The following is a 24,314-nucleotide window of genomic DNA, read 5'->3' as shown; positions in this document are numbered from 1 at the left end:
AAAAAATTAGCTTGTTCCTTGTAGTGACCAGTTTTCAAAGAGAATTACTTTGTCTCTGAGACCCAATACTACTAGTGTATCGGAGGCTTTGAAGCGGAAATCCGGTGCAAATTCGCGTAGCTGGTGTGCGTTGCGGCGTACGGAGAGTAGTTTGATGTTCAGTTTGTCCAGCGGCAGTTCGTTGATGCTTTTGCCCACTAGGAAGGCATCTGGTGGCAGGGTGAAAGCCTGACGGTAGTAATGTACATTTTCATCAGAAATTTCGTCATCACTGCCAGCAAACAAGCCTTCAAGTTCTTGATAGCGGTTTTGGCGGATACGCTGCATGATCTGATAGACTTCATCAAATGGTCTGCCTGAGCTTAGCAGTGCTTCGCTGGCCAGTGTGAGGCTGGATTCTTTTTCGTCGGAAACGATGTCGTCTGCACCTATTTCGGTGAGGGTGGAGATGTTGTCATCGCTGGTGACGCGTACGATTACTGGCATGGTGGGGGCAATCAGCATGATGTTGCTGAGGATGTGTTTGGCCTCGGTCATGTCGTTGATGGTGATGAGTACGGTATTGGCGCGTTTTAATCCGGCTGCCTGTAATACTTCCTGTCTTTTGGCGTCTCCGAATGTAACTGGTTCTCCGGCTGCTTTGGCGGTAGCCACGCGTTCTGCATCTAGATCGATGGCGTAGTATGGTGTTTCTTCCTGTTGCAGGATGCGGGCTATGCTCTGGCCACAGCGACCGAAGCCGATAATGAGGATATGGTCGGATTTGCTCATGGTATCCACCAGTATGCTCTGTAAGTCGACTGCTTGTTCGTCCCAGCTGCGTTTAACCAGTAGTTTGGCAATTTTATCGGCACTTTTCATGATGAAGGGTGCCAGTACCATGGAAAGCAGGATGGCGGCAATGGTTGCCTGTTGCAGCTCAAGTGAGACTAGTTTGAGCGCACCGCTGATTGCCAGCATGACAAAGCCGAATTCACCACCTTGTGCCAGATACAGTGCAGTTTTGATGTTGTCGCTGATGTTTTCTTTCATGTAGCGACAAATACCATAGAGTACCAGTGCTTTGAGGATGATCAGTAATGCGCACAGTGACAGTATGGTTAACCAGCTGGACTGTAATACTTGTATGTTGAGTTTCATGCCGATGGTAATGAAGAAAAAGCCAAGCAGGATGTCGCGGAAAGGTCGGATGTCGTCTTCTACCTGATAGCGATATTCTGTTTCGGAAATCAACATGCCGGCAACGAAGGCGCCCAGTGCCAGTGACAGGCCAGCTAGCTGGGTGAGGTAGGCAACGCCCAGTGTGACCAGTAATACGTTAATCATGAACAGTTCGCTGGATTTGGTGCGCGCAATCAGGCGGAACCATGTCGGCATGATTTTGCCACCAACCACCAGTAATAGGCCAAGTGCCAGTATCATGGTTAGCAGGGCTTTGCCCATTTGTAATATCAGGCCGTCACTGCTGTGTGCCAGTGCGGGAAACAGAATCATTAGTGGTACGACGGCGATGTCCTGCATCAGTAATACGCCCATGATCATGTGGCCGTAGTGTTGCCCCAGTTCGTTTTTTTCTACCATGATACGGCTGACGATGGCGGTAGAGGACATGGTCATGGCGGCGGCGAGGGTAAATGCCCATGTGAGCTGGATACCCATGATGCCCAGGATGATGAAAAGAGCTGTTAGGGTGAGTGCAACCTGTAACCCGCCTAATCCGAGTACCAGCCGGCGCATGGCTTTAAGTTTGCCAATGGAAAATTCCAGTCCGATGCTGAACATGAGGAAGGTGATGCCGATTTCGCCAATGAATTCGGTGGCATGGTTCTGGTTGATTAAATGCAGCCAACCCGGGCCGGCAATGAAGCCAACTACGAGGTAGCCGAGCATGGCAGGGATGTGCAGACGGCGACAGATGATGGCAGCTAAAACAGCTACCAATAGGATCATCACGACAGGACCAAGAGAAATATGCATAATATGTTGATTTTATTTAATTAAAATTTTATTATCATATTTTAACATAGATACTTTGGCTTGTGCGGACTTATCTTTGGTAAGACTGTTTTTTTTGATGCAGATTATTGTAAATAGTTACGCAATTGTTTCAGTGCTGCCCATGCTGTGGCTTTTAGGTGGCTCTGGCGCAGTAAGCGTGCCGGATGAGGGGATATGACGTATGGGATGTTATGCAGGTTCTGTGCTAGGGTGTTCTGGTCGAGCTGGCTGTATATCTGACCCAGTAGGAGGATAGCTTGTGGTCTGATGTGCTGGATTTGTGCACTCAGGTAGGGCAGACATGCGCGCATGTGCTCGGCTGAGATGCGCAGGCTGACGTTGGGCGCACACTTTACTTGGCTGGTATAGAAAACTTCTTCGGCTGTGATATTGATGGCAGCCAGCATGTTGTTGAGTAGTTTGCCTACTTCTCCGCTGAAAAGTTGCTGGCTGCTGTCGTCTGGTGGTGCCGGATTGGAGCTGACCACCAGCAGACGTGCGTTGATTGCGCCGTAACCGGGCAGGGGAGTGCAGCGTTCCTGATGCAGATTGCAGCGGGTACAGGTTGGCAGTGTGCTGGGTATGGTGTCAAAACTGATGTTCAGTTCGTCTGCGATGGGGTTTAGGCTGCTGCTGTCGCTGCTTTCGTCTGTGTTTTTTTGTGCTACAGGTAGGGCAGCAGGAGCGCGCTGGCTGATGATTTGTTGTAAGGCGGCACGGTGACGGTTGACTGGTTGGGTTATGTGGGCATCAGTTGTAGACGGCGATTTGCCCGTGCTGACGGGTACGGTTTGGTGTGCGGGTGTTGCTTCGCTGTCTGTTTCTGTATTTTTTCCGGCTGTTGCCGGAATGATCAGATGAGCACTCTGTGATAACCACATGGGCCCGAGTCCCATGGCTTCGTGTAGGTAGAGATAGCGGCTGTCTAGCATGGTTTTTCCATTAGCACGGCATCTTCGCCATTGTGATAATAGTTTTTGCGCAGGCCACAACGTTGAAAACCGTTGTGTTTGTATAATTGTAATGCGCCGTTATTGCTGGCGCGAACTTCGAGCAGGATGCGGTTAATGTGGTGCTGCTGTGCCCACTGAAATAAATGTTCTAGTAATTGCTGAGCATACCCTTGTCGTCTGTGTGCCGGATGGGTATTGAGTAGATGGATTTCTGCTTCATCTGGTAATTTTTGCCAGACCAGCATGGCGATAATTCCGTGTTCAGGCTGGTCGATTACCCACACAGGCTGTAGCGTATTAATGCTGCTGCTAAGTTGTGCTGCCGACCATGGTGAGGGGTTGCACTGTTGTTCCAGTTCTTGTAAAGCGGGAATGTCGGTAAGAATGGCGTTGCGGATATTCATGCGGTCTGATTCGCAGCGCGTCTGGCTGCCTGTTCGGTGGCGGTTAGCGCAATTTTGTTGCGTACGTAAAGCAGGCTGGCATGGGCAGCATCGGTAGGGGCGTAACGGCCGGATAAGGCCAGTTGGGCATATTGCTGTGCGCCCGGCATAAGATTCTGCCCTGAAACTGGTAAGGTGATATCCAGTGCATAGGCGTTGCCAACGCCGCTAGCGGTATGCTGGCCAGCTGGCAGTCTGATGTTGTCGGCAGAATCGACTTGATAATCACTTAAGCGTTTATGATTCCGGGTGTCATACCAGGCAAAGAATAGTTCGTTCATGCGTGCATCTGTTGCGGCTAGTACGCAGGGTTGGTCTGGAGCCAGTGCAGCTACGGCATCCAGACAGGGAATGCCAATTAGGGGTAGGTTATTCGGCAGTGCCAGACCGGTAGCTACGCCCAGTCCGATACGTAATCCGGTAAATGCTCCCGGCCCTTGAGCGTATACTATGGCATTCAGTTGCGTCAGTTTGAGGTTGGCTGTGTCTAATAATTGCTGAATACGCGGTAGTATCAGTTCGGATTGTTTTGCACCCACTGCTTCGTAAATGCTGTGGGTGTGCCCGTTCTGATGAAGTCCCAGTGACAGGTAGTTGGTGCTTGTATCGATTATAAGCAGGCGCGAGTCGGAGCTAATCATGGTGTGCCTATATGTTCAGTTAGGTTGGATTATACCTTTTTATGGTTCTTGTTTTTAGTTCTGTTGCTGCTTTGATGGTAAAGGTGAAAATTATATTTGCTGATTCGGGGTGATTTTTTAATAAGTAATTGTTTATGTTGTTGTGGCTGCTGCTGATGGTGCATATTGGTTTGTACTTTTGCAGGGGTAATGTTAAGTTAGTTGTTATGTTGGCTGTATAGGGATGGATGTTGTCTGTGACTGATTTGTATGTGGGGCGCTTTGCTCCCAGTCCTACTGGTTTATTGCATATTGGTTCGCTATTAACTGCGGTGGCATCTTATCTGGATGCGCGTAGCCGGCATGGCCGCTGGCTGGTACGTATGGAGGATTTGGATCCGCCGCGAGAAATGCCCGGTGCAGCCGCGGCTATTCTGTCTACACTGGAGGCTTTTGCGCTGCATTGGGATGGAGAGGTGGTCTATCAGAGCAGGCGCTATCATTTGTATGCGGCGGCGCTGGCGCAGTTACGTGCACATGAGTTGGTTTATCCGTGTTATTGCAGCCGTAAAACTGTGCAGGCCGAAGCGCGTGGTATGGGTGTGGATGGGGTTGTTTATGGTGGGCGTTGTGCATCGCTTAGTAAAGATACATGCTTGTGTGCTGATAAAATGCCGGCGTGGCGTTTGCGGGTAGGGTCTGAGTTAATCAGTTTTCTGGATGCGGTACAGGGCTGGCAGCAGCAGTGTCTGGCCAGTGATGTGGGTGATTTTGTTTTGTTACGTGCTGATGGTTTCTGGGCATATCAGCTGGCGGTGGTGGTGGATGATGCTGCGCAGGGTATTAATCATGTTGTGCGCGGGCAGGATTTGCTGGTGTCGACACCGCGTCAGATTTATTTACAGCAGTTACTGGGTTTGCCTCAACCCACATATGCTCATTTGCCACTGTTGACTAATGCGTTGGGGCAGAAGTGGTCGAAACAGACGCAGGCACCCGCATTGGATCTGCACAGACGCGAGGCTTTGTTGCGGCAGGTTCTGGCTTATCTGGGACTGCCACAGGCGCCACAGGTGGATAGTCTGGCCGATTTGCTTGGCTGGGCAGTGCAGCACTGGCAGCTTGAGCGGGTTTTACCACAGGCAATTGTGGCTGTTCAGTAGTTATGAGCAGAATGTTTTTTGATGATTTTATGCAAAGGGAGAAGCAGGTTGGCTAGACAGAATGTACAAGCCTCTGTGCCGCGGTCTTATCTGCGTTTATGGCAAAAGCAGCAACGCCGTTCATTCCTGTTGGCATGGATGCTGATGATTACGGTGGCGATACTGATTATTGTACAAAGTGCACTATTGGCCAATCTGTTTGCTCGGTGGCTCAATGGTGAGGGTGTGACTGCGGCATTACGTCAGTTTTTACCGGTTTTGCTGTTTTGCTGGTTGTTACGGCCGTTGTTGAGTTATGTTAAGGAACGGTTGTTGTTGCGTGCCAGTATGTCGATTCGGCTGCATTTGCGCAGCCGGTTATTAAAAGCACTTGCTTTTCTGGGGCCGGAACGCAGCCAGTACGGTAGTGATGGTGCGTTGTCAACGCTGGTGCTGGAACAGGTGGATGCTCTGGATGGCTATTTCAGCCGATATGTGCTGCAACAGCAACTGGCTGCATTGATGCCGTTACTGATTGCTGCGGCAACTTGTTTTTATAGTCCGTTTGCTGCTGTTCTGTTATTGCTGACTGCACCACTGGTGCCGGTTTTCATGATTTTGCTGGGGCAGGCTGCTGCACGCAAAAACCGGGCTCAGTTATCTGCTTTGGCGGCTTTAAGCGGGCGTTTTCTGGATTTGTTACGCGGTTTGCCAACTTTACGCCGTTTGGGCGCGCAGCTACAGGCTCAGCAGGCCATTGATTCGGCTGCCGAGTCTTATCGTATGCGAACGATGGCCGTACTGCGTCTGGCTTTTCTGTCTACAGCGGTACTGGAATTGTTTGCATCGCTGGCAATTGCGCTGGTAGCGGTTTATCTGGGATTAGGTCTGTTGGGGGTGTTGCCGTGGGCCAATGGTCAGATTCCGGTACCTTATCAGGGTGCGCTGTTTATTTTGTTGCTTGCACCAGAATTTTATGCACCGCTGCGTCAGCTCGGAGCTGATTATCATGATAAGGCGAAAGCTGAGGCGGCAGCAGAGGCGTTGATTCCTTTATATGAGGTGGTAAATAGTGTGGCTGCTGTGCCTGCTAAAATGGATTTTGTGTTACAGACTCCACCGTGTTTGCGGGCAGAAAATCTGGTGGTGTACGGACGAGATAAGCGTATTCGTTTGCCACAATTCAGTTTTAATGTGCAAACCGGCGAACGTGTTTTGCTCAGTGGGGCAAGTGGCTGTGGTAAATCCAGTCTGTTGCAGGCTTTGCTGGGGTTTGCGCCTTATTCTGGTACTGTGTGGATTAATCAGCATAATTATGCTGATCTGAATCTGCCGCTGTTGCGGCAGTCGGTAGCTTATCTGGCGCAGATGCCGCCGATTCTGCCATTATCGATTGCTGAAAATTTACGTCTGGCTAATGCTGATGCCACTGATAAGCAGTTGCAGCAGGTCTTGCAGCAGGTAGGACTATGGACACTGGTGCAGGGTTTACCTAAACAGATGGCTACTTTACTGGGGGAACGTGGCCGTGGATTGTCTGGTGGTCAGTTGCAGCGGCTGGCTCTGGCGCAGATGCTGTTGCGCAATGCGCCACTGTGGCTGCTGGATGAACCAACGGCTCATCTGGATGCGCAGACTGCGGCGGACATTATGCAGCTGCTGGCGCGTTTGAGTGTTGGTAAAACGGTGCTGCTGGTGAGTCATGATGTCAGTTATGCGGGGTGGGTAGATCGAGAGATTGTGTTGTCTGGCCATCAGGAGCAATTATGATGAAACATTACCATTTGTTGTGGTCGGGACAGCAATTAAAATTATCGAATCTTTTATTGAGCCGCAAGGGTGTCTGGATGCTGGCGTGGCTTCTGGGGCAGGCAACGGCTATTGCCAGTATTGCTTTGCTGGCTTTATCAGGCTGGTTTATTACAGCTGCCGGGCTGGCGGGGGTGGTGAATCTGGCAACAGCCTATACGTTTAATTATTTTACGCCCGCTGGGGTAATCCGTTTGCTGGCCATTGTGCGAACGGCCGGTCGCTATGGTGAGCGTCTGGGATCGCATGATGCGGTGCTGGGTTTGCTGGCAGATTTGCGCAGTAGTCTGTTTGCGCGTCTGGCTACAGGTAAACAGCAGCAATCGGCATCTTTACGCCAGATGCACCGTTTGCTCAGTGATATTGAACTTCTTAATAACTGGCCGCTGAGTGTGGTTTTGCCATGGTTATGGGCACTCATTATGCTGCTGTGCATTCTTGGTTTAACTTCAATTGTGGCCAATGGGTTGCTGGCGTTGTATCTGGGTATTCCTTTATTGCTGGCAACAGTGCTTATTCCTGCTGTGGCCGTCTGGTACGGGCAAAGCTGGGGTAGGCAGCAGGCTGCGCAAGCTGAGCAACGACGTTCAGCTTTGCTGCAACCGCTGGAAGCGTTAACTGCGCTATTACAGTGGCAGCAATGGCCGCGTTTTGCTACTGCTTTTCTTGCTGAAGACCGGATTTATGTTCATGAACAGTTACGCCAGCAGCAACTGGCGGGTAAGGTAGTGCTATTACAGCAGGTATGTCTGGCTGTAGCAGCAGCAATGCTGCTGTGGCTGGGGAGCACGCTGTCAGGCAATGGCACTTTATCTGTTGCGATGTTACTGGCCTTATTACTGGCTGTGTTTGGCTTTGCGGAATTGGTGCTGGTACTGGGTATGAATATGATGACATATGGTTTGTGCAGGGCTGCGTGTGTGCGACTGAATGCTATTGTGCCAGCACAGATATCGGAGGAATGCGCCAAACAAATCTTACCGGTACGATTGCATTTGCAGGCGCGGGGAATATCTGCGCGCTGGCCGGATGCGTTGAATGGTGCTGAAAATGTTAATTTTGATGTAATTAATGGTGATATTCTGCTGTTACAGGGCGCATCGGGCGCAGGGAAGTCAACACTATTGTCTGTGTTGGCGGATGAGCTGCAACCTGCAAGTGGCAAGCTGTATTGTAATCAGCAGCCATTTTCAGCATGGCAATGGCAGGGACAGATAGCCTATCTGGCACAGCAGCTGGATATATTTGATTTGACTTTGGCCGAAAATCTGCGTTTGGGTAAAGCAGAGGCTACGGATGATGAGTTATGGGCGGTATTAACTGATGTCGGGCTGGCTGTATGGGCTGAGAATCAGCCTGAAAAACTGGATACGCCCTTGGGTGAATATGGTGCAGCGGTGTCGGGTGGGCAGGCGCGGAGGATTGCTCTGGCGCGTTTATTGCTGCGCCCTTATGCGCTAATGATTCTGGATGAGCCTTTTGCTGGTATTGATGAGCACACTCAAATGGCACTGGCATCGATGCTCAGGCGGCATCAGCAGCATGGGATTCTGATTGTGGCCAGTCATCAGCTTAATCCATGGCCGGATGCGCAAGTACTGCATATAGGTGGAAACTGACTTTGATAAATTGTTAGCTGATGTAATTTTTATTATGGTGCTGGCATGTTTATTTTTGAAAAGGAAATATTATTTGATGTAAATCAAGTTTATGTTGTGCAGATAAAATCCATTGTTTTATAATTAATACTTCTATGTATGTAGAATTTATGTTGTTAATGCAAAAATTTAATTGTTTATCTGTAATGTAAGTTTTATTTATCTTAATTTTTGCTTTTTTTGATTTAAGTTTAAATATGTTCATATCAGGAAATTTTTATTTTAAGTTTAAAATTTCTGATTTGTTATAGTACATTTTGTTCTATGTAATCAGGATAATATTGTAACTGGTGCTATTAAGAACTGAATAAAAATTTATTAATATAAATATAGGGAACAAAGCTATGGATTTGGTAGAACTGTCTAGGTTGCAGTTTGCACTGGTCGCGCTTTATCACTTTTTGTTTGTACCGCTGACACTAGGGATGACATGGATTCTGGTAATAATGGAATCAGTCTATGTGTTAACCGGCAAGCAGATTTACAAGGATATGACGCGCTTCTGGGGTAAATTATTTGGTATTAATTTTGCTCTGGGGGTAACCACTGGGATTACAATGGAATTCCAGTTCGGTACTAACTGGTCGTATTACTCGCACTATGTCGGGGATATATTCGGTGCTCCACTGGCTATTGAAGGGCTGATGGCTTTTTTTCTGGAATCTACCTTTGTAGGTTTGTTCTTTTTTGCCTGGGATCGGTTAAGTCGCCCCGGTCATCTTATGGTTACTGTATTGATGGCTTTGGGCACCAATCTGTCTGCATTGTGGATTCTGGTGGCCAATGGCTGGATGCAAGACCCGGTAGGCGCGCATTTCAACTTTGAATCCATGCGTATGGAAATGACTAGTTTTGCGGATATTTTCCTTAATGAGGTGGCGCAGAATAAGTTTGTGCATACGGTATCCGCTGGTTATGTAACCGGTGCGATTTTTGTGATGTCTATTTCTGCCTGGTATCTGTTAAAACGTCAGGATGTGGAATTTGCTAAGAAAAGCTTCCGTATCGCTGTTGCTTTTGGTATGGCGTCAATTCTGTCGGTGATTGTGCTTGGCGATGAGTCTGGCTATACAGTTGGTAAGTCGCAGCAAACTAAAATGGCTACGCTGGAGGCAATGTGGGAAACTGAACCAGCTCCGGCTTCATTTAATTTGATTGCTATACCAAATGAACAGGCAATGAAAAATGATTTTGCAATTGAAATTCCGTGGGCAATGGGGCTGATTGGCACTCGATCGCTGGATAAGCAGATTCCGGGGATTAAGGAAATTATTGTTGAAAATATTGAGCGTATCCGCAATGGTCGTGAGGCGGTAATTGCTCTGGAAGTGTTACGGAAAAATCGTACTGATGAACAGGCACAGGCCACTCTAAAAAAATATGGTAATGATCTGGGCTTTGGTCTGTTGTTGAAATCTTATGTACCGGATGTACGTCAGGCTACTGAAGCTGATATTGTTCATGCTGCACGAGAAACCATTCCACGTGTGACTCCGATGTTCTGGAGTTTCCGTATTATGGTATTGAGTGGCTTTTTGATGCTTTTATTGATGGCTGTGGCCTTTTATGCTTCGGTTAAAAATAATTTTGCTGAAAAACGCTGGTTGCTCAAGTGGACTTTCTGGAGTTTGCCATTGCCATGGCTGGCCTGTGAAGCTGGATGGTTTGTAGCAGAATATGGCCGCCAGCCATGGACAGTATATGGTGTATTACCAACCAATTTGTCTGTTTCTTCGTTAACTGCCGCCAATATCTGGGGATCAATTTTCGGGTTTGTAACGCTGTACACGATATTACTGATTGTGGAAATGTATCTTATGGTACGGTTTTCGCGTCAGGGGCCGGGCTCATTGGGCACGGGATGTTATGCCAATGAAGCTGAGCATTAGGAGTAGACTATGGAATTCTTCTTGGATTATCCAGTATTGAAGTTCATTTGGTGGTTGTTGCTGGGGGTTCTGCTGATTGGTTTTGCCATTATGGACGGGCAGGATATGGGTGTAGGTGCTCTACTTCCATTTGTAGGCAGAAGCGATAATGAACGCCGTGTGATTATTAATACGGTAGGCCCGCACTGGGATGGAAATCAGGTATGGTTTATTACCGGTGGTGGTGCCATTTTTGCCGCTTGGCCATATGCTTATGCAACCGCATTTTCCGGTTTCTACTGGGCAATGATGGCAGTGTTGTGGGCTTTGTTCTTCCGTCCGGTAGGTTTTGATTATCGCAGTAAAATTAATAATCCGCAGTGGCGCTCCTCTTGGGACTGGCTGCTGTTTGTCGGCAGTTTTGTGCCACCGCTGATTTTTGGTGTGGCATTTGGTAATCTGTTGCTTGGCGTACCGTTTCATTTTGATGATGATTTGCGTTCTTTCTATACCGGCACATTCTGGGGGCTGCTCAATCCATTCAGTCTGTTGTGTGGTGTGGTATCTGCTGCAATGATTATTTTCCATGGTGCAATTTATCTGGCTTTACGTACCGAAGATGTGGTGAGAGAACGGGCGCTGCGTGCCAGTACAATTGCATTAATTGTGGTGGTAGTAACGTTTTCGCTGGCCGGTATCTGGATTGATATGGGGATTAATGGATACACGATGGTAGCCGGAAGCTATTTACCAGCTGCTGCTCCGGATCCTCTGAATAAGCAGGTGGTTACTGCGGTTGGTTCATGGATGAAGAATTTTCAGCAATATCCACTGTTACTGTTGATTCCAGTACTGGCATATGTAGGCTTTATTCTGGCATGGTTACTGGCGAAGAATGGTAAGAATTTTGTGGCATTCTGGTCTTCTGCACTTGGTCTGGCCGGGGTAATCGGTACAGCCGGTGTGGCGATGTTCCCTTTTATTATGCCCTCCAGTACAGACCTGCGTTCCAGCCTGACAGTGTGGGATGCCAGTTCCAGTGAATTTACTTTAACTGTGATGCTGGTGGCTGCAATTATTTTTGTGCCGATTGTGTTGTTTTATACCGGCTGGTGTTATCGGGTAATGCGCGGCAAGGTAACTGGCGAGCATATTCGCAAAAACGATCACAGTGCATATTAAAAATGGCTTTGCCTGCCAGTGCGCAGTGGCTGACAGGCAGAACACAAATCAAGGAGTTTTTTATGTGGTATTTCGCCTGGTGTTTGGGAATTGGCTTTGCCATACTTTTGGGAGTAGTAAATGCTTTGTGGGGTGAATATCAGCAGGACAGGGAAGCATCAGACCAGCAATCGCAATAACTGAAAATAGTTTGCAGGTTTAGTTTCAGCTGTATATATCCTGAATATTTGCTCAATTTAATGTTACTTTAGCTGGCTGTATACCATGAGTTGGTATACAGCTTTTTATGTGTAATTATAGTTATAATGAGTGTATTAATAACAATATTATGCTTTTGGTATGCTAATTTCTGCTGAGGTGAGGTAAGTTACAATAATTTTTCTGGAAAATCTTGCGCGTTTGCTTTAGTATATTTTGTGGTTTTTCTTTTAGGAAAGGAGCCCGATGAATAAATTGATACGAAATGGCTTGATGCTTTCTTTAGGGCTGTTGGTAGCGGTAAGCGCTGGCGCTAAGGATATTAAGATTGCAACTAATAATACTGCCTATGCACCAGAAGAAGTACAGAAACTGGCCAGCACCGCAGTGAAAATGGGTGTGAAACAACCCCTGAACATGAATCTGGCTGCCGGAAGTCTGACTGTATCTGGTAGCAGCAGTACCAGTTGTGTTATTAAGGTAGGTACAGCAAATACGCCACAAATAGCTGGTATTAGCTGTAAATAATATGATAAAAGGCTAATTGTGGCCTGAATGCTAAAAACTGACTAATCCGGTAGATTAGTCAGTTTTTATTTGTGGTTAAGACAATCTGGCAGTCGCTATGATAAATATGGATCTGTTGTGGCTGAGTATTTTAATACACGCCATTAAAGTGATTTGCTAGTCGATTCTGTGGTCTTATACTGTGGCTTTCTGGCTGAATGGTGTGGCTGTACAGCTAATCAGCTTTAAGCGGTACGGATTTACAGGCTATGTTAATGATGAGGAGTATTTTATGTGGTTAGGTACGGCAGCGGTTAATCTGGCTGTAGCTGTTATGCTAGGGGCATTCGGCGCGCATGGATTAAAGCATACGGCTAGTGCGCAGCAACTGCAATGGTGGTTTACGGCTACACAGTATTTTTTCTGGCATGCGCTGGGCTTACTGGCATTGGGTGTACTGGCAAGAGTTATGCCGTCATTTGCGGTAAAAATGCCGTTTTGCCTGCTACAGCTGGGGCTGATTATTTTTTGTGGTTCGCTGTATCTGATGGCTTTAGGGTTACCACGCTGGTTGGGTGCGATTACTCCGGTGGGCGGAATATTAATGATTATTGGCTGGCTAATGTTGGCATGGCTGGCTTTTAAGCAGTAGTCATTTTCATTGATTCTGGCAGGAGGTATGCGATGTGTGGTTATATTCGCTCTATATGTTTTTGTCTGGTGCTGGCTGGCTTACTGGGTGGTTGTAATCATCCCTCGATCATGGCAGCCAAGGCTTCGGCTCGGCTAGGTAGCCAAAATGCAGTGCCGGTATCTTACCAGCAGGCGAGTAATTATTTTATTAAAAATACGGTAACTGAATCAGTACCACGGCATATTACTTCGGCAGAAGTATTTGCCCGTTATTTTTCGGTGGCTGCAACCATGGGCGAAGCAGGGAAACCTACGCCGATTGATTTTACCACTCAGGACGTACTGGTATTTGATGTCGGAATAGTACAGCAACAATTGGATATCAGGCCATTGATTCTAAAACTTGTTCAGGACAGGCTGGTATTAAATCTACGTATCCGATCTGGTGCTGAGCTGGGCTATCAGATGCGAGCGTTTGTATTATTGATTGTGCCTAAAGGCTTGCCTAATCGGGTTGAATTCAATGTACAAAGTGATTAGGCGCAATGGCTGTTGCTGTTTGTTATGATAAATTCGCAAAATTTTATTCTTTCAGCCGTTAAAAAGCAGTCTGTTATGACAGACTGCTTTTTAACTGGCAATTAGAAAGATTTATTTCTGACTTACAACCACCAGTTTGTGATTTACAAACTCTTTAATACCTAAATCACTCAGCTCACGTCCAAAACCAGAGCGTTTTACTCCACCAAAGGGTAATTCGGCTACTGAATCACCAAAGCGGTTGATAAATACCATTCCGGTTTCGATTCGGGAGGCCAGCTTTTTTGCTCGCTCAATATCTTTAGAGAACACGGTGCCACCCAGTCCAAAATGGGAATCATTGGCCAGAGCAATGGCTTCATCATCATTTTTAACCACATACAGTTGGGCTACCGGGCCAAAAAACTCTTCAAAATAGGCCGGATTGTCACGACTGATATCGGTAATCAGGGTAGGGGTGAAGAAGTTACCTTCGGCTGGCTGATTGCCACACAATACTTTAGCACCATGGGCGATGGCTGCATCAAGCTGTTTCTGCAAATTTTCTTTGCTTTTACTTGAGGAAAGTGGTGCCAGTGTAGTGTTTTCATCCAGCGGATCGCCCATTATGACTTTGGCAAAGCTGTCCTGTACAATTTGAATAAATTGCGGTGCTACTTTTTCGTGCACGATATAACGTTTTGCCGCGGTGCATACCTGTCCGGCGTTATATAGCCGGCCACCCACAGCGGTATGTGCCGCAGCTATTACATCTGCATCATCTGTCACTATGAATACATCATTGCCGCCCAGTTCCATGGTGGTTTTTTTCAGTTTGCTGCCGGCCTGTGCGGCCACAATGCTGCCAGCACTTTCGGAACCGGTTAGGGCAACACCCTGCACCCGTCTGTCGCTGATAATGGCGGCAATCTGGTCTGGGCTGACGAACAGGTTGGTATAGGTACCAGCCGGTGCATTGGCTTCGTGCAGTAAATCTTCTACCAGTTGCGCACACTGTGGTACATTGCTGGCATGTTTGGCTACTACCGGATTTCCTACTGCTATTGCTGGAGCAATGACGCGAATTAGTTGATAAATCGGAAAGTTCCACGGCTCGATAGCCAGAATAATGCCAATAGGATGATGTTCTACCCAGCCATCTCCTAGTTTGCTAGGATACGCTACTGGTTTGAGTAGGTCGGCAGCCTGTTCGGCATAGAATTGTACTATTTCGATGCAGTTGGCAATTTCGTTGCGACTTTCAATCAGAAGTTTACCCATATCCAGTGTGATGGTACGGGCAATTTTTTCCTGATGCAGAATCATAACATCTGCCAGACGGCGCAGTAATGCCTGTCTGTCGCTTATGTTTTCTGGTTGCGCCCATGCTGATTGGTACAAGGCATAAGCCTGATTCAGTGTATTTTCTATTTCAGTATCGGTGTGATTGCTGAACGTTTTAACCACTTCGTTGGTAAACGGATTGATAGTTTGGTAAGCCATATGCTGCTACTCCTTATAGATGTGATGGTAAGAATATTTTGTCTGTTAATAGGTGAGGCAGGGAAAACCTGTCATCTGGTTCAGGGGTATACGACTTTAGCGAAATAAGGAATAGAATCAGATATTAAAAATGATTGTACGGCAGTGATAAAGATTTTGCAAAGTGGCGTACGAGCCGTATAACAGACGATGTGGGTTTGGCTAATAGTATGAATAAATTGGCCAGAATGTTGGTCTGATTGGTCATAATATCTGTATCTACATGGCATAAATGATACCAAATTCATGGGCAGCATTGTCAGTTAATGTACGGTTAGCCAGATGCTGGCGACTATAAGCGGATGCTATAGTAAGCTCACCAATCTGTATGCCTACCAGCTTGGTTTTGATGGTAAATACTGATGGCAGGGAGACAGGCTGTAGCTAACTTTATGATTAAATGTAATAGATGTGCTATCGGGTGGGTTCTGTCTGCGTTGACACGCTGGTGCTGATAAGTGTGGATAACAGTTAATGCATGATTTCCTGATACTGCGATACCGGTAGGATAATGGCGGCTGCGGTGGGGCTGAACAAAATGGACATAGCGTTGTATTCTGTGTAGCTGATGTTATGCCACTGCATTGTGGTTGTATTAATATGTGCAAGGTAATAACTGGTAACAATTAAGTAGATTGGGTGCTACGGTATTTTTCCAGTACATATGGGTTTTTGAATTTTTTTATTATTACTCAAGCTGATATTGTTCAGTTTGAGTAAAGAGATGCGGTTAATACTAAGATATTTTTATCCGTTGTAATTGATATATATTGTGTTTAATTACTTGAAGGAGACAAAATGGCTGGAAATAAAAAACATCTCCGAGTGTAGTAATCAAGGCTGCTAAAACGCTTATTGATCCAAATGCTTCTGCTATCCAAGGAGGTTGAGCTGGTTCGGCACTTGCTTAGTCTGGAACAAGAAAACAAACTGGGAAGGAAATGCAAACTCTTATATCAAATGTTTTAGCTAATGGTAAATATAGTTAGAAAATCAATGTCTTTGCTGCATCTGTTTTAACACAGTCAAATTAAGTACGGTTAAAATTTGATTACAATCAATCTTTTATATGTAGGATACTTGTGCAAATAAAGCTGCTTATAAAAGTAGATATTTTAAAACTGGAATTATTGTTTTAAATTCTCGTTTCTGTTTCCCAAATTATTTTTATTAGAAAACGGAAATTTAAGATTAAACCAGTATTGCAATTAGTTGTAATACTGGTTTAGGTTATGGATTTTAAAAGTCAGCCAGTTCAGCCCTCATGATACATATGATCCTGCATGATTTTTTCATATACTGCATCAGGTACATAGCGGCGTATCATAGCTTGCCAGTTTTGTGGCCCTACCATTCCTTTAACCATGGTTGAGGAAACTTCGGCAAATTCGCGTGGCGGCATCAGAAAAATAGTGGATATATCCGGCTGTAAATCATGATTGATGTGGCGCATAGAGCGCTCATATTCATAGTCTGAGGCGGTACGAATACCACGTACGATGAAATCTGCGCCTATGCTGCGAGCATAGTTAACTAGATATTGATTCTCAAAGCAGGAGATTTTTACGTTGGGAAAGTTGGCTGTAATGGCACGCAGCATTTGCTTGCGTTCTTCTATTGAATATGTGGTGGTTTTTTCCGGATTAATTCCGATGGCGACGGTAAGTTCGTCAAACAGTGGCTGGGCTTCACGAATCATCCATAAATGGCCGTTGGTGGGCGGGTCAAAACTGCCGGCATATACGGCACGGCGAATGGTTGAACTGGTCATTATGATATGTTCCAAACTGCTTTGTTTAAGTGCGTCTGAATAATTTATCAGTATGCTGATGTTGTTGGCCGCACATTAATGGTGTGGTTGTAATCCGATTATGTTTGTTCAATGCTATGAATGCAATGCTGCGCAGCTTAATCATTTATGCTGTTGTTGTCAAAGTATAATGTGTTTTCATTCGGATTGGTGTGAAAAAGTTTTTTCAAGGTAAATAATGGTTAATAAAAGCTGTATTCTGTCTGTTTCATAGCAGACTTACAGGATTATCTGGAAGATAGGTTGATGAGAATGGTTTTCATCCTTTACAATTTTAATCTTTTGCCGCTATTGATGAGTTGTATGTTTTAATTAGGGCAAAAATGCTTGAATGTTAAACGGGTAATGAAGCAGATGAAAAAAAAATGGGTTAAAAGGGTAGTATGGCTACTGGTTTTGCTGCTGTTGGCAGCGGTATTGTGGAGCCTGTTTTTCAAACCTGAAGATCAGATGAATTTTGTCACTGATGAAGTACGCCGTGGTGATATAACACAGACTGTGAATGCTACCGGTGAAATTGCCGCAGCTCAGCTGGTTGATGTGGGTGCACAGGCATCTGGTCAGATTAAGAAATTGTATGTCAAGCTGGGGCAGCAGGTGAAAAAGGGGGATCTGATTGCTGATATTGATTCCACTACTCAGTTAAACACGCTCAATACGAATAAAGCCAGGCTGGATACTTATCGTGCACAGCTGGTGTCGGCTGAAATCGCTTTGAAAATGAAGCAGCGGGCATTTAAGCGTGAACAGGCATTAATGGCTCAGGATGCGACATCTAAAGCTGATTTTGATAATGCGCAGGATAATCTGGCGGCGGCACGTGCCAATGTGGCTGAATTAAAATCTCAGATTCGGCAGACTCAGATTGCGATTAATACTTCCGAAGCTGATTTGGGTTATACCCGTATTACTGCTCCGATGAATGGTACTGTGGTTTCTATTCCGATAGAAGAAGGGCAAACGGTAAATTCCAGCCAGAATACGCCGACTATTGTTCAGCTGGCAGATTTAAGTAAAATGCTGAATAAAATGCAGATTGCCGAGGGCGATATGAGTAAGGTTAAGGCGGGTATGCCTTTGACTTTCACTACGCTGGCAGATAATAGTAAAGTTCGTAATGCTACGCTGGAGGCAGTGGATCCGGGTTTAACCAAGATGTCGCAAGGCGGTTACAATACCAGTACTGATACCACTGATACGGCTATATATTACTATGCCCGTGCATTGGTTCCGAATGATGACGGTGCGTTGCATATTGGTATGACAACGCAGAATAATATATTTGTAAAATCTGCCAAAAATGTACTTACTGTATCCAATCAGGCCATTAAGCATCGTCGCGGTAAAAAAGTGGTGCAGATACTGGGTAATAACCAGCAGATAGAGGACAGACAGATTCAGACTGGTATTACGGATGGAATGCGTACGGAAGTGAAATCAGGTTTGAAAGCTGGTGATCAGGTAGTGCTGTCGTCATTAAGCAAAGCTGATGCCAGAAATGGTGTCGGTAAAGACCCGAAAATGCGCGGCTCGAGAATGTAAGCCATGAGTTTATTGGAAATTAAGAATATTAATCGCTGGTTCGGCCATGGTGAAAACCGGGTACAGGTGCTTAAGGATATCAATCTGAGCATCGAAAAAGGCGATTTTGTGGCTATTATTGGCCAGTCTGGTTCTGGTAAGTCTACGCTGATGAATATTATTGGCTGTCTGGATGTGCCTTCTAGTGGTTCATACAGAATAGACGGTGTGGAAACTGCGGCTATGACAGCAGACGAGCAGGCTGCTTTGCGGCGCCGAAGTTTTGGTTTTATTTTTCAGCGTTATAACCTGCTCAGTTCGTTAACTGCGCGCGAAAATGTGGCCTTGCCGGCGGTGTATGCCGGTATGGAACACGGCGAACGGCTGAAACGGGCAGATGAGTTACTGGCGCAGCTCGGGTTAGCGGGTAAGGAAGCAAATCGACCCAGTGAACTCTCTGGTGGCCAGCAGCAGCGAGTGAGTATTGCTCGGGCGCTGATGAATGGTGGTGAAATCATTCTTGCGGATGAACCAACCGGCGCACTGGATACCGGTAGCGGGCAAAATGTGATGGAAATTCTGCATAAGCTGCATGATGCAGGACATACTATTGTAATGGTCACCCATGATCCGACTATTGCTGCCAATGCCAATCGGGTGATTGAAATTCGCGACGGGCGCATTATTGCTGATCATAGTAAGAATACAAGTATGCGCCCCAGCAAGATTGAAAGTATTGCAGAGCATAATTCCTGGCATTTTTACCGTGATCAGTTGTTTGAATCGTTTCGGATGTCGATTCAGGCAATCATGGCGCATAAAATGCGCTCCTTTCTCACTATGCTCGGGATTATCATTGGTATTGCTTCGGTGGTATCGGTGGTGGCATTGGGACGAGGTTCGCAGGCAAAAATTCTGGAAAACATTAATGCTATGGGCACAAACACGGTTTCGGTCTATCCGGGATATGGGTTTGGCGATCGTCGTTCATCGCGTATTAAAACGCTGACTGTGGGTGATGCTGAAGTATTGAGACAGCAGGATTATGTGGACAGTGTCACGCCGGGAGTCAGTTCCAGTGGTACATTAACCTATGCTAATCAGTCTCTTTCTGCTCAGATGTATGGGGTGGGTGATCAATATTTTGATGTACGCGGTATTAAGATAGCTGTTGGTCGCCTGTTTAATGAGGATGATGTTACCCAGAACAGTCAGGTGGTGGTGATTGATGATAATACTAAGAATAAGTTGTTTGCTGATGGTACTAATCCGCTGGGGCAGGTGATTTTGTTTAATAAACGGCCATTGCGGGTTATAGGGGTGACAGCACCAAATAATAATGGTTTTATGGATAGTGACAGTTTACAACTTTACACGCCCTATACCACGCTGATGAATCGGATTTCAGGTTCAAAGTATATTACTTCGGTAACGGTTAAGGTGAAAGATAATGTCAATTCGCAAACGGCTGAAATAGGCATTATTGAGTTACTGAAAGCCCGGCATGGTGCGGAAGATTTTTTTACCCGTAACAGTGATACTATCAAGCAGACTATTGAAAGCACCACCGGTACTATGACATTACTGATTTCCAGTATTGCTCTGATTTCTCTGGTAGTGGGCGGTATCGGGGTGATGAATATTATGCTGGTGTCGGTAACTGAGCGGGTAAAGGAAATTGGTATCCGTATGGCCATCGGGGCGCGGCAGCACAATATTCTTGAGCAGTTTCTGATTGAAGCGGTGCTGATTTGTCTGATTGGCGGGGTGGTTGGTGTCTTGTTCTCTTTTGCTATCAGTATGCTGTTTAATCTTGTGGCTAATGATTTTGCTATGTCGTTTTCACCGTTGTCTATTGTGATGGCTGTACTGTGTTCCAGTGTGATTGGGGTGCTGTTTGGCTTTATGCCGGCAAAACGGGCTTCGCAATTGAATCCGATTGATGCATTGTCACGTGATTAGGTTTGTTTTTCCTGAAAGCTGTAGTTGAGGGTAAGTGTTTGCGCTGGTGTATTGATCCGGCAGGGTTCGGTTGCCGCTAAAGTTTAAAGTAACCATGATGAAAAATATCTCTATGAAAAGAAGCACTGCTGTATTGGTGCTCAGTTTAAGCGTACTGCTGGCTGGCTGTGCTACGCATACTTCATATCCGCAGCAAAGTCTGCGTAAGGCCGGAATGTTAAGCAGTGCAGAAATTGCTGCGCAATATCAGGTTAATGCAAACTGGTGGGAAATTTATCAGGATGCCACTCTGAATCAGTTAATCAGCATGGCACTTGCCAATAATGCTGATTTACGTCAGGCGGCGTTAACCGCTGAAAAAGCGCGCTATAGCGCCCGATTGAATGGTGTGGATTTATTTCCCAAGGCTAATGGTTCGCTTGGTGCCAGTAGTACTAAAGATCTGAAACATGGTGGGGTATCCAGCCGCAATTTTAGTGGACAGCTAGGTTTGAGCTATGAACTGGATGTGTGGCAGAAAATACGTGCCAATACCGATGCAGCCTTCTGGCGTTATCATGCCAGTGAGCAGGATATGGCCGCCAGCCGGCTGTCGTTGATTAACAGTGTGGTGGATAACTATTTCCATCTGGCTTATATTGATGGTGCCATTAATCTGACTACAGACAGTATCAGGCAGTACCAGCAGATTGCACGTATTGCGCAGGCACAATATCAGGTGGGTAAGGTGAGCAGTATTAATGCCACCAATGCCAAGCAATCGTTATTGAATGCAGAAAACAGCCTGATTTTGCTGCAACAAAACCGGATAGAAGTGGTGCAGAATTTGCATAATTTACTGAATCAGCGCCCTAACGAACAAGCAGATATCCGGCCGACACCATTAAATCAGATTCATTTTGGCGGGGTAAATCTGGATGTGCCGTTATCTGTATTGGCCAATCGTCCTGATTTACGCGCGGCAGAATATCGCTTACAGTCTGCCTATGCCAGTCAGCAGGCTGCGCGGAGAAATTGGTACCCGAGTATTAGTCTGAGTACCGTGGTCAATTCGCGTTCTGATACGTCTGCTTCTGCCTTGCATTTTCCAGTTGGGACAGCGAGTGTTAATGTTAATCTGCCGTTTCTCGACTGGCAAACTCTGTACTGGCAGAATAAGCAGGCCAAGGCTGATTTTGATAGTGCGAAATTAACTTTTGAACAGTCGTTGACTACAGCGCTTAATGAGGTGGCGCGCTATTATCAGCAATATTCGCTTAGCCGCGTTACTCTGGCCAATACTGAGCAGAAATATCAGTTTGATTTAAAAAACAGCCGTTATTATCATGCGCGCTATCAGTATGGTACCAATCCGCTCAGTGACTGGCTGAATGCATTAAATACGCAATATTCTTCAGCACAAAGTGTATTGAATAACCGTTATAATGTCTTGCAGAATGAAAATCTGATTTATCAGGCTATGGCTGGACGTTATCAGCCGCGCTGATGGTGATACTGATTGAGCAAGTTTGTATATTGCATTAAATAACCAAACAAAAAAAATCGCCCCTAAAAAAAAGGGGCGCTAAAAGGAACACAAACCACTACCAATAGTTAACTTGCAGAATAAACTGTTGCGCAGACAACAATTTATTTAAATAGATTTTTCAATTACGCCAACAAGTTATTAGTGAATAACTGTGTTGTTGCATGACGATAAGGACATCATAAACAAATTGGATTCTAATTGCAAATGATAGTTATTATTATTTGCATAGATATCTAGATTTAATTTTTATATTATTGATTTTAAATCGAATAAATATAATGTTATGTGTGCTGTTTAGTCGCTTATATGACAATAATTTGAAAACTATGGTGGTTTTGCTTGTATATACTGTGAAAAATCTTACTTTGCTACTTAGGTCTGAAAATTAATCTGTAACGGGTTGTACGGGCAGGTATGCGCAGTAATAGATTTTTAGTATGATTATTGTTTTAAATCTGCGGTGTTCAACCGCTTAAAGCATCAATATGCGTCAAATTATTCTCGATACTGAAACCACAGGTCTGTCGGCAAACAACGGTGACCGTCTGATTGAATTTGCCGGTGTGGAAATGATAGACCGGCGTCTTACTGGTAATAATCTGCATTTGTACGTTAATCCTGAGCGTGATATTCCTGAAGAAGCAATAGCGGTGCACGGGATTACGTTGGACAAGCTGAAAGAAATGAATGCGCCGGTATTTGCTGAGGTGGCACAGCAGATTGCCGATTATCTACGTGGTGCCGAGCTGATTATTCATAATGCCGCGTTTGACGTCGGTTTTCTGAATATGGAGTTTAGCCGTCTGGGAATGCCTGAGGTTGAAAGTATTACTAGCGATATCACTGATACCCTCAAAATGGCACGGGACAGATATCCGGGGCAAAAGAATTCGCTGGATGCTTTGTGTACACGGCTGGAAGTTGACCGCAGCAAACGTGTGCTGCATGGTGCACTGATTGACTGTGAGCTACTGGGCGAAGTATATCTGGCCATGACCCGTAGCCAGTTTAGTCTGGTTGATGAACTGATGGATACAGCCAATACCAGCAATAATCCGGCTGGTGGCAGCCAGTATCAGATTAAACACTCGGCACTGCCAATAGTCACGCCCAGCAGTGAAGAGCTGGAGGAACATGAGGCCTATTTGCAGGCACTGGATAAAATTGTTGGCGCGCCCTGTGTCTGGCGGCAGTGGCAGCAGGATACTGAGGATAAATCTGCATGACCCGCTATGTAGGGCTGATTCCGGCTGCCGGCATCGGTGCCCGCTTTGGCGCAGCGTGTCCGAAACAATACGTTAAGCTGGCGGGTAAAACTGTTTTAGAGCATACCGTGTCGCGGCTGACACAAATCAGTGTCATTGATTTATTGCTGATTGTGGTTGCTGAACAGGATGATTATATTGATAGCATCTATCCGGCAGCGGCGTTACCGGCGCATGTTCATATTCTGCGCTGTGGTGGTGCCACACGTGCGCAGACTGTGCGTAATGGCATTGCGCAGGCACAGCAGCAATTTGGCTTACAGGATAATGACTGGCTACTGGTACATGATGCAGCCCGTTGCTGTGTGAGTGCAGATTCGGTGCAGCGTCTGCTTGCAGCTACACACAATCATGCCGTAGGCGGGTTGCTGGCGCTGCCGGTAGCAGATACTTTAAAGCAAGCTGATGCAGCGCAGCATGTATGCTGTACAGTCAATCGGGCAGGCTTGTGGCAGGCACAAACACCACAGATGTTCCGTGCTGGTATTCTTGCCAGAGCACTAGCACAGGCAGATTTAGAGGCAATAACAGATGAATCTTCCGCTGTGGAAATGCTTGGTCTGGCGCCGCTGCTGGTGAGTGGCGATGTATGCAATTTTAAATTGACTAGCGCACAAGATGCTATGTTAGCCACTTATTTTTTACAACAGGAAACCGGTGAATGAATTCGATAAGAATCGGACAGGGCTATGATGTGCATCAGCTGGTGGCAGACAGACCACTGTTACTGGGCGGGGTAAATATTCCTTTTGATAAAGGTTTGCTTGGCCATTCAGATGCCGACGTTCTCTTACATGCCATTACTGATGCGCTGTTAGGTGCTGCGGCTTTAGGCGATATTGGTAAACTTTATCCGGATGACGCAGCTGTGAATAAAGACGCAGATAGTCGTGTGTTGTTACGTGGTGCTTATGCAGCAGTGCAGGCTGCTGGCTGGCGGGTGGTGAATGTTGACAGTACGGTGATTGCTCAGCGGCCAAAGTTGCGTCCTTATATAGATCAGATGCGGATGCATATTGCTTCAGATTTGAATCTGTCCTTTGAAGCGGTGAATATTAAGGGTAAAACCAATGAGAAATTAGGTTACCTTGGACGGGAAGAAGCTATTGAAGCCCAGGCCATTGTATTATTGACAGCGGTTTAATCCGGCATAAGC

At 46.0% G+C, this 24,314-nt stretch carries 21 protein-coding genes; 15 read left to right on the top strand and 6 right to left on the bottom strand.

Translation table 11 applies throughout. The annotated features are described in order from the left end of the window. Nucleotides 1–6: 6 nt before the first annotated feature. The 4 genes from MJ761_RS00605 to tsaB form a co-directional block, all read right to left on the bottom strand. On the bottom strand, nucleotides 7–1,980 hold the full coding sequence (locus tag MJ761_RS00605; RefSeq protein WP_176715044.1) for a monovalent cation:proton antiporter family protein: 1,974 nt from the start codon (nucleotides 1,978–1,980) through the stop codon (nucleotides 7–9). Nucleotides 1,981–2,081: 101 nt separating this feature from the next. Continuing rightward, the gene (locus tag MJ761_RS00600; RefSeq protein WP_093091051.1) at nucleotides 2,082–2,930 is read right to left on the bottom strand and encodes a uracil-DNA glycosylase; all 849 of its coding nucleotides are present in this window, start codon (nucleotides 2,928–2,930) and stop codon (nucleotides 2,082–2,084) included. Further along, nucleotides 2,924–3,355: a ribosomal protein S18-alanine N-acetyltransferase gene (gene rimI / locus MJ761_RS00595; protein WP_093091049.1), complete on the bottom strand. Its 432-nt coding sequence runs from the start codon at nucleotides 3,353–3,355 to the stop codon at nucleotides 2,924–2,926. The genes MJ761_RS00600 and rimI overlap by 7 nt, the downstream gene beginning before the upstream one ends. Then, the gene (gene tsaB, locus MJ761_RS00590; RefSeq protein ID WP_093091046.1) at nucleotides 3,352–4,035 is read right to left on the bottom strand and encodes a tRNA (adenosine(37)-N6)-threonylcarbamoyltransferase complex dimerization subunit type 1 TsaB; all 684 of its coding nucleotides are present in this window, start codon (nucleotides 4,033–4,035) and stop codon (nucleotides 3,352–3,354) included. Before tsaB ends, rimI begins: the two co-directional genes overlap by 4 nt. Nucleotides 4,036–4,280: 245 nt before the next feature. Between tsaB and gluQRS the strand changes: the two genes are divergently transcribed. From gluQRS to MJ761_RS00545, 9 genes are all read left to right on the top strand, one after another. Then, nucleotides 4,281–5,177 (top strand): tRNA glutamyl-Q(34) synthetase GluQRS, encoded by an 897-nt coding sequence (gene gluQRS / locus MJ761_RS00585; RefSeq protein WP_093091326.1) that lies wholly within the window; start codon nucleotides 4,281–4,283, stop codon nucleotides 5,175–5,177. 48 nt (nucleotides 5,178–5,225) lie between these two features. Next, complete coding sequence (gene cydD, locus MJ761_RS00580; protein ID WP_176715038.1) at nucleotides 5,226–6,926, top strand: thiol reductant ABC exporter subunit CydD; 1,701 nt, start codon at nucleotides 5,226–5,228, stop codon at nucleotides 6,924–6,926. Beyond that, entirely contained in the window at nucleotides 6,923–8,584 is a 1,662-nt protein-coding gene (locus MJ761_RS00575) for an amino acid ABC transporter ATP-binding/permease protein (RefSeq protein WP_093091042.1), read from the top strand. The genes cydD and MJ761_RS00575 overlap by 4 nt, the downstream gene beginning before the upstream one ends. Nucleotides 8,585–8,967: 383 nt before the next feature. After that, the gene (locus MJ761_RS00570; protein WP_093091038.1) at nucleotides 8,968–10,512 is read left to right on the top strand and encodes a cytochrome ubiquinol oxidase subunit I; all 1,545 of its coding nucleotides are present in this window, start codon (nucleotides 8,968–8,970) and stop codon (nucleotides 10,510–10,512) included. A gap of 9 nt (nucleotides 10,513–10,521) precedes the next feature. Next, the gene (gene cydB, locus MJ761_RS00565; RefSeq protein ID WP_093091036.1) at nucleotides 10,522–11,673 is read left to right on the top strand and encodes a cytochrome d ubiquinol oxidase subunit II; all 1,152 of its coding nucleotides are present in this window, start codon (nucleotides 10,522–10,524) and stop codon (nucleotides 11,671–11,673) included. 62 nt (nucleotides 11,674–11,735) lie between these two features. After that, complete coding sequence (gene cydX / locus MJ761_RS00560; RefSeq protein ID WP_093091324.1) at nucleotides 11,736–11,852, top strand: cytochrome bd-I oxidase subunit CydX; 117 nt, start codon at nucleotides 11,736–11,738, stop codon at nucleotides 11,850–11,852. Nucleotides 11,853–12,117: 265 nt separating this feature from the next. Further along, on the top strand, nucleotides 12,118–12,399 hold the full coding sequence (locus tag MJ761_RS00555; protein WP_093091034.1) for a hypothetical protein: 282 nt from the start codon (nucleotides 12,118–12,120) through the stop codon (nucleotides 12,397–12,399). A gap of 271 nt (nucleotides 12,400–12,670) precedes the next feature. After that, on the top strand, nucleotides 12,671–13,030 hold the full coding sequence (locus MJ761_RS00550; protein ID WP_093091322.1) for a DUF423 domain-containing protein: 360 nt from the start codon (nucleotides 12,671–12,673) through the stop codon (nucleotides 13,028–13,030). 32 nt (nucleotides 13,031–13,062) lie between these two features. Continuing rightward, entirely contained in the window at nucleotides 13,063–13,551 is a 489-nt protein-coding gene (locus MJ761_RS00545) for a hypothetical protein (protein WP_093091032.1), read from the top strand. A gap of 111 nt (nucleotides 13,552–13,662) precedes the next feature. On the opposite strand, the gene MJ761_RS00540 is transcribed toward MJ761_RS00545, so the two are convergent. Both MJ761_RS00540 and coaD read right to left on the bottom strand, forming a co-directional pair. Further along, nucleotides 13,663–15,033 (bottom strand): NAD-dependent succinate-semialdehyde dehydrogenase, encoded by a 1,371-nt coding sequence (locus tag MJ761_RS00540; RefSeq protein ID WP_093091030.1) that lies wholly within the window; start codon nucleotides 15,031–15,033, stop codon nucleotides 13,663–13,665. A gap of 1,294 nt (nucleotides 15,034–16,327) precedes the next feature. Continuing rightward, a complete protein-coding gene (coaD, locus tag MJ761_RS00535; protein ID WP_037406287.1) occupies nucleotides 16,328–16,843 on the bottom strand; it encodes a pantetheine-phosphate adenylyltransferase in 516 nt (171 codons plus the stop codon). Between the two features lie 384 nt (nucleotides 16,844–17,227). On the opposite strand from coaD, the gene MJ761_RS00530 reads away from it, so the two are divergent. The 6 genes from MJ761_RS00530 (at nucleotide 17,228) to ispF (ending at nucleotide 24,302) form a co-directional block, all read left to right on the top strand. Continuing rightward, nucleotides 17,228–18,424, top strand: coding sequence for an efflux RND transporter periplasmic adaptor subunit (locus MJ761_RS00530; RefSeq protein ID WP_369796817.1), 1,197 nt, complete (start codon nucleotides 17,228–17,230; stop codon nucleotides 18,422–18,424). A gap of 3 nt (nucleotides 18,425–18,427) precedes the next feature. Then, the gene (locus tag MJ761_RS00525) at nucleotides 18,428–20,365 is read left to right on the top strand and encodes a MacB family efflux pump subunit (RefSeq protein WP_093091025.1); all 1,938 of its coding nucleotides are present in this window, start codon (nucleotides 18,428–18,430) and stop codon (nucleotides 20,363–20,365) included. A gap of 112 nt (nucleotides 20,366–20,477) precedes the next feature. Further along, nucleotides 20,478–21,851, top strand: coding sequence for a TolC family protein (locus MJ761_RS00520; RefSeq protein WP_239392826.1), 1,374 nt, complete (start codon nucleotides 20,478–20,480; stop codon nucleotides 21,849–21,851). Nucleotides 21,852–22,372: 521 nt separating this feature from the next. After that, the gene (gene dnaQ, locus MJ761_RS00515; RefSeq protein WP_176715043.1) at nucleotides 22,373–23,119 is read left to right on the top strand and encodes a DNA polymerase III subunit epsilon; all 747 of its coding nucleotides are present in this window, start codon (nucleotides 22,373–22,375) and stop codon (nucleotides 23,117–23,119) included. After that, entirely contained in the window at nucleotides 23,116–23,823 is a 708-nt protein-coding gene (gene ispD, locus MJ761_RS00510) for a 2-C-methyl-D-erythritol 4-phosphate cytidylyltransferase (protein ID WP_093091019.1), read from the top strand. The genes dnaQ and ispD overlap by 4 nt, the downstream gene beginning before the upstream one ends. After that, the gene (gene ispF, locus MJ761_RS00505) at nucleotides 23,820–24,302 is read left to right on the top strand and encodes a 2-C-methyl-D-erythritol 2,4-cyclodiphosphate synthase (RefSeq protein ID WP_093091017.1); all 483 of its coding nucleotides are present in this window, start codon (nucleotides 23,820–23,822) and stop codon (nucleotides 24,300–24,302) included. Before ispD ends, ispF begins: the two co-directional genes overlap by 4 nt. Nucleotides 24,303–24,314 lie beyond the last annotated feature (12 nt).

The sequence above is a fragment of the Snodgrassella communis genome (assembly GCF_914768045.1).
GTDB lineage: Bacteria > Pseudomonadota > Gammaproteobacteria > Burkholderiales > Neisseriaceae > Snodgrassella > Snodgrassella communis.
This window is presented reverse-complemented; position numbering and strand designations above follow the sequence as displayed.

What these genes read in the sequence shown, in the direction of transcription:
- coaD (WP_037406287.1), bottom strand. Translation starts at nt 16,843, where the DNA reads ATGACCAGTTCAACCATTCGCCGTGCCGTATATGCCGGCAGTTTTGAC.
- ispF (WP_093091017.1), top strand. Translation starts at nt 23,820, where the DNA reads ATGAATTCGATAAGAATCGGACAGGGCTATGATGTGCATCAGCTGGTG.
- MJ761_RS00575 (WP_093091042.1), top strand. Translation starts at nt 6,923, where the DNA reads ATGATGAAACATTACCATTTGTTGTGGTCGGGACAGCAATTAAAATTA.
- cydB (WP_093091036.1), top strand. Translation starts at nt 10,522, where the DNA reads ATGGAATTCTTCTTGGATTATCCAGTATTGAAGTTCATTTGGTGGTTG.
- MJ761_RS00520 (WP_239392826.1), top strand. Translation starts at nt 20,478, where the DNA reads ATGAAAAGAAGCACTGCTGTATTGGTGCTCAGTTTAAGCGTACTGCTG.
- tsaB (WP_093091046.1), bottom strand. Translation starts at nt 4,035, where the DNA reads ATGATTAGCTCCGACTCGCGCCTGCTTATAATCGATACAAGCACCAAC.
- MJ761_RS00555 (WP_093091034.1), top strand. Translation starts at nt 12,118, where the DNA reads ATGAATAAATTGATACGAAATGGCTTGATGCTTTCTTTAGGGCTGTTG.
- rimI (WP_093091049.1), bottom strand. Translation starts at nt 3,355, where the DNA reads ATGAATATCCGCAACGCCATTCTTACCGACATTCCCGCTTTACAAGAA.
- MJ761_RS00540 (WP_093091030.1), bottom strand. Translation starts at nt 15,033, where the DNA reads ATGGCTTACCAAACTATCAATCCGTTTACCAACGAAGTGGTTAAAACG.
- MJ761_RS00545 (WP_093091032.1), top strand. Translation starts at nt 13,063, where the DNA reads ATGTGTGGTTATATTCGCTCTATATGTTTTTGTCTGGTGCTGGCTGGC.
- MJ761_RS00525 (WP_093091025.1), top strand. Translation starts at nt 18,428, where the DNA reads ATGAGTTTATTGGAAATTAAGAATATTAATCGCTGGTTCGGCCATGGT.
- ispD (WP_093091019.1), top strand. Translation starts at nt 23,116, where the DNA reads ATGACCCGCTATGTAGGGCTGATTCCGGCTGCCGGCATCGGTGCCCGC.
- MJ761_RS00530 (WP_369796817.1), top strand. Translation starts at nt 17,228, where the DNA reads ATGAAGCAGATGAAAAAAAAATGGGTTAAAAGGGTAGTATGGCTACTG.
- MJ761_RS00600 (WP_093091051.1), bottom strand. Translation starts at nt 2,930, where the DNA reads ATGCTAGACAGCCGCTATCTCTACCTACACGAAGCCATGGGACTCGGG.
- MJ761_RS00570 (WP_093091038.1), top strand. Translation starts at nt 8,968, where the DNA reads ATGGATTTGGTAGAACTGTCTAGGTTGCAGTTTGCACTGGTCGCGCTT.
- MJ761_RS00550 (WP_093091322.1), top strand. Translation starts at nt 12,671, where the DNA reads ATGTGGTTAGGTACGGCAGCGGTTAATCTGGCTGTAGCTGTTATGCTA.
- cydX (WP_093091324.1), top strand. Translation starts at nt 11,736, where the DNA reads ATGTGGTATTTCGCCTGGTGTTTGGGAATTGGCTTTGCCATACTTTTG.